Source organism: uncultured Marinobacter sp., assembly GCF_963974375.1.
In the GTDB taxonomy this organism is placed as follows: domain Bacteria; phylum Pseudomonadota; class Gammaproteobacteria; order Pseudomonadales; family Oleiphilaceae; genus Marinobacter.
Genome location: NZ_CAXBDN010000323.1, coordinates 1 through 4,137, shown reverse-complemented (window position 1 = coordinate 4,137; position 4,137 = coordinate 1). Strand labels below are relative to the sequence as shown.

The window sequence follows — 4,137 nt, the reverse complement described above, 5'->3', positions numbered from 1 at the left end:
TCGCTCATGTTAGGGTTCAACCGTTTGGCAAAGAGATGTGAGCGCGGGATTTTACCAGTTGCCGTGAGCGGGTCCAAATGCAATTACGCGACGGTCATCAGAGAACAGGGGCGCTTGCTACTCAGGGTAAAGGGCTTGGTGTATCCTATGCACCATTCAATGGAATTGCAGGGTGATTCATGACCAACGCAATACAGATCATGCAACGCACGGTGGCCGCTGCCGCTTTAGTGGCCGGAATGATGATTCTGCTGCTGGCTGTCCGGGCTGAGGCAAATCCCGTGGAGGACCTGTATACCGTGCAGGTACCGGTTGCAGGGTCATCGTCAGCCCAACTTCAGCAGGGTTACCGGGACGGCCTGAAAGCCGTGTTGCTGAGGGCCTCCGGCAATCGTCAGGTATTCGAGAATGAAGGCATTGATGAGGTGCTGGCGGACGCCGAGTCCCTGTTGCAGTCCTATCAGTACCTGCGGGCAGACAGCGGCCAGAATGAGCTTCGCATGACCTTTGGTTCGGTGGGTGTCACCCGTGCCCTGGCCGGTATCGGTGCCGCAGTATGGGGTGCCAATCGACCGGTGACACTGGCTTGGGTGGCGGTGGAAGATCGTGGTAACCGGCGGTTGCTGGTGCCCGAAAGCGAGTCCGGGGGCGCGTGGCCTGGTTATTTCCGTGACGCTGCCATGGACCGGGGCCTGCCGCTGGCTTTCCCGTCCGGGGAAGCGGCCGCTGATCGTCGTCTGCTGTCCGAGGTCTGGGGTCAGTTCATGGGCAGTATTCGTGAAGCGTCTGCCGGCAGCCAGTACGATTTTCTGACAGCTGTGCGGGTGTCCGGCCGTGCCGGCGGCTGGGAGGCGTCCTGGGTCATGGAAGGCCCGGGCATGGACGAGACCAGCAGTGTCCGCGCAGACACTCCGCAAATGCTCGCTCGCCAGGTGATTGATGCCTGGGCTGATCAACTGGCGGCTCGCTATGCCGTAGCCGGCGGTGACCTTGAGGATGCCACCCGGGTGGAGGTGGTGCTGGAGGGGTTGCAGACCGTTGACGACTTTGGCGCTGCCAAACGGGCCCTTGAATCGATGAATCCGGTAACGGGTCTGAGCATTGCCAGCGCCAGCCGTGAGCGCCTGGTGTTTCGTCTTGGCTTCTCCGGCGAACTTGACCAGTTGCGGGAATATATTTCGCTGGATGACCGCTTCAAGGCGATGGCATCGCCCCGGTTGGCCGACACCATAACCCCGCCGGCTGCCACTGAGGCACAGAGCAATACCGGTGGGGATACGGAAGCGGAAGCCGATCGCGACCCCGGCACTGACAATGCCACTCAGCCTGAAGCATCGGCACAACCCGTTGCGTTTGATGCACTTTACGAAACACTCTATTACCGCTGGCAGGGCGGTGCCTCGCGGGTGAGTGAAGGTGCGAGCCGGCGCACGGGCGACACTGTGGAGGGGGATGACAGTGACGACGCGTCCGGTTCCGGCAACCGCGGACAATAAACCGCCTTGTAAGAAGGGCCGGCGGCCAGGGTGCCGGGCAATGTGTCAGGGTACGATAACAGAGCCGGGTTGCTGATATGTCCGATCGCTGGCGCTGGGTTCCGAATGCTCTGACGCTTCTGCGTATTCTGATGGTGGCCCCGTTTGCTTGGGCTTTGATCGGGGAACGCTATCCGGGCGCGTTGATGATCTTCTTTGTGGCGGCGGCCACCGATGGCCTGGATGGGTTTCTGGCCCGGTTTTATGGCTGGCGAACCAGGTTGGGTGCCATCGCGGATCCTCTCGCTGACAAGTTGTTGCTGACAACTGCCTGGTTCTGTTTCAGTCTGACCGGGCTGGTACCCTGGTGGCTGTTTGTCCTGGTGCTGGCCCGGGATCTGGCCATTGTAGTCGGCGGTTTGCTGTTTCATCGTTTTATCGGCCAGTTCGATGTTCAGCCCAGTATTCTCGGAAAACTCAATACACTGATACAGGTGGCGGGCGCCGTTCTGGTGATGATGCTCCAGGCGGGCGTGGTGTTGCCCGGGGGTGCCATGTCGGTGATTATCGCAATGATTGCAGTGTCGGCCTGCGTGAGCGGTGGTCACTACATCTGGGTGTGGGGTCTCAGGGCATGGCGGGGGCGGGCCGGATGACTGGCGCTCAGCTGACTCTTGGCGTGCGGTTGCGCGATGATGCTCGCTGGAGCAACTTTCACGGCCAGCGCAACGAAGCCCCGGCGGCGCTGCTGAGAACCGCCTGCGAAGGTGGGCTTTACCCGGTAATTGTGGTGTGTGGCGATGAAGATACCGGCAAGAGCCATCTTCTTCAGGCCGCCTGTCATGACGCCGAGCGAGACGCCCGTTCGGCCATCTGCATGAGTATGGCCGAATTGCTGCCCATGGGGCCGGGGGTTCTCGACAGCATGGACGAGATAGCTCTGGTTGCTCTCGATGACGTGCAACTGGTGGCCGGCCTCAGCGAGTGGGAAGAAGCTCTGTTCCACCTGTACAACCGTGTGCAGGACCGGAACCATCAGCTGATTGTCAGCCTCACCGAGTTGCCGGCGAACATAGTATTCGTGCTGCCTGACCTGCGCTCAAGACTGCAGCATGGTCTGCTGGTTCAGCTGGGCGTCTATCGCGATGAAGACCGGGTGACCATTTTGCAGGCGAGGGCAGAGCAGCGGGGGTTAATGCTCAGTGATGAAGTGGCCGGATTTATCATGCGCAGAGCGTCACGACGACTGGTGGATTTGCTGGGCATACTGGATACCCTCGATGAAAATTCCCTGCAGGCCCAGCGGCGTCTGACCATTCCGTTCGTCAAGTCGGTGATGGGCTGGTAGTGACCCGGAAGTCGACGTCTGGATAGTGTCGGATGAGCTGGCGGAATCAACCAGAATCGGCCGGAAACAACCGGAAAAATACCAATGAGTGAAAATGACGAAAAAGTGAGCAAGCTTGCCGACTGCCTGCTACGGGTTGAGGCACACATGCGAATGATCGGTGAGTGGTCCCCTGTGCCACCCAGCGATGAGGCGCTGGCCAGCACCGAACCTTTCTGCGTCGACACGCTGATGTTTACAGAGTGGCTGCAGTTTGTCTTTCTGGTCAGGATGAAAGAACTGGTGGAGCGCGATGCCCCTTTGCCATCGGTTTCCGGCATCGCGCCGATGGCGGAAGAACATTTCCGCAGTCGGTCACAACCTGTCGCCCGCCTGATAGCCGAGTTGGCGGTTATCGATGAGCTGCTCAGCGACTCCTGAGCTCATCACGAAGGGGCAACGGGTATTGATTCTGTGGTAACAACTCCCGGCCGTCGCGGATATCGATAAACAGCTGGGCCAGTTGGTCACTTGATACCGGCGGGCAGTACCGGTGCCCCTGCAATAAATGGCAGCCTGCCTGGCGCAGGAACAGATCCTGCTCCGGCGTTTCGACACCGGCAGCCGCCACAGACAGGGACAGCTGGCGGGCCAGACTGATCAGGGTCTGGGTAATGGCGGCGGTGTTTTCGTCAAGCGGCGCCCGCTGCAGCAGCTCCGGGTCAATCTTGACCTGGTCAAAGGGCAGCTCCCGCAGCAGCGTCAGGGAAGACAGCCCGCTGCCGAAACGATCGAGTACCAGCCCTATGCCCAGCGCCTTGAGCCGTCTCAGTACGGCGGAGGTCTCCTCGAGCCGGTCCGACAGAATGCGTTCATCGATTTCCACCATCAGCAGCGACGGATCCAGATGCGTACTCGCGATGCTTCTGGACAGCTCTTCGGCGAGCTGGGGATGGTTGTACTGGCGCGACGACAAATTGATGCTGATACGTACCGGGGTGCCACTCATGGTCTGGATTGCCCGGGCCTGAAGGCAGGCGTTGCTGCAGATCCACTCGCCGATGGCATGGAGTTGCCCACTCTGTTCGGCAACCTCCAGGAAATCTGCCGGTGTCAGCAGCCCCCGTACCGGGTGGCGCCAGCGCAACAAAGCCTCCAGGGAGCTGATCATGCCGGTCTGTATGTCCACCACCGGCTGGTAATGGAGATCCAGCTCGCCGGCGCGGATACCCGCCCGCAGTTCCTGCTCCAGTGCCATCTGGCGCAGCATGTCCTGATTCATGTCCTCGCTGAAAAACTGCAGGTTGTTGCGCCCGGCCTTCTTCGCCCGGTACA

Annotated in this window: 5 protein-coding genes; 4 read left to right on the top strand and 1 reads right to left on the bottom strand. The window is 60.4% G+C overall.

What is annotated here, in order from left to right:
- Positions 1-179: 179 nt before the first annotated feature.
- The 4 genes from AAC035_RS19230 to AAC035_RS19215 all read left to right on the top strand — a co-directional run bounded on the left by AAC035_RS19230 (position 180) and on the right by AAC035_RS19215 (position 3,243).
- Positions 180-1,496, top strand: a complete 1,317-nt coding sequence (locus tag AAC035_RS19230) for a DUF2066 domain-containing protein (RefSeq protein ID WP_339806725.1) — start codon at positions 180-182, stop codon at positions 1,494-1,496.
- Between the two features lie 77 nt (positions 1,497-1,573).
- Complete coding sequence (locus AAC035_RS19225; RefSeq protein ID WP_339806724.1) at positions 1,574-2,131, top strand: CDP-alcohol phosphatidyltransferase family protein; 558 nt, start codon at positions 1,574-1,576, stop codon at positions 2,129-2,131.
- On the top strand, positions 2,128-2,823 hold the full coding sequence (gene hda / locus AAC035_RS19220; protein WP_339806723.1) for a DnaA regulatory inactivator Hda: 696 nt from the start codon (positions 2,128-2,130) through the stop codon (positions 2,821-2,823). The genes AAC035_RS19225 and hda overlap by 4 nt, the downstream gene beginning before the upstream one ends.
- A gap of 84 nt (positions 2,824-2,907) precedes the next feature.
- Positions 2,908-3,243 (top strand): YqcC family protein, encoded by a 336-nt coding sequence (locus tag AAC035_RS19215; protein ID WP_339806722.1) that lies wholly within the window; start codon positions 2,908-2,910, stop codon positions 3,241-3,243.
- Here the strand turns inward: AAC035_RS19215 and AAC035_RS19210 are convergent.
- On the bottom strand, positions 3,230-4,137 hold a 908-nt coding region (locus tag AAC035_RS19210; protein WP_339806721.1), incomplete at its 5' end, for an EAL domain-containing protein. The two genes, AAC035_RS19215 and AAC035_RS19210, sit on opposite strands and share 14 nt — an antisense overlap.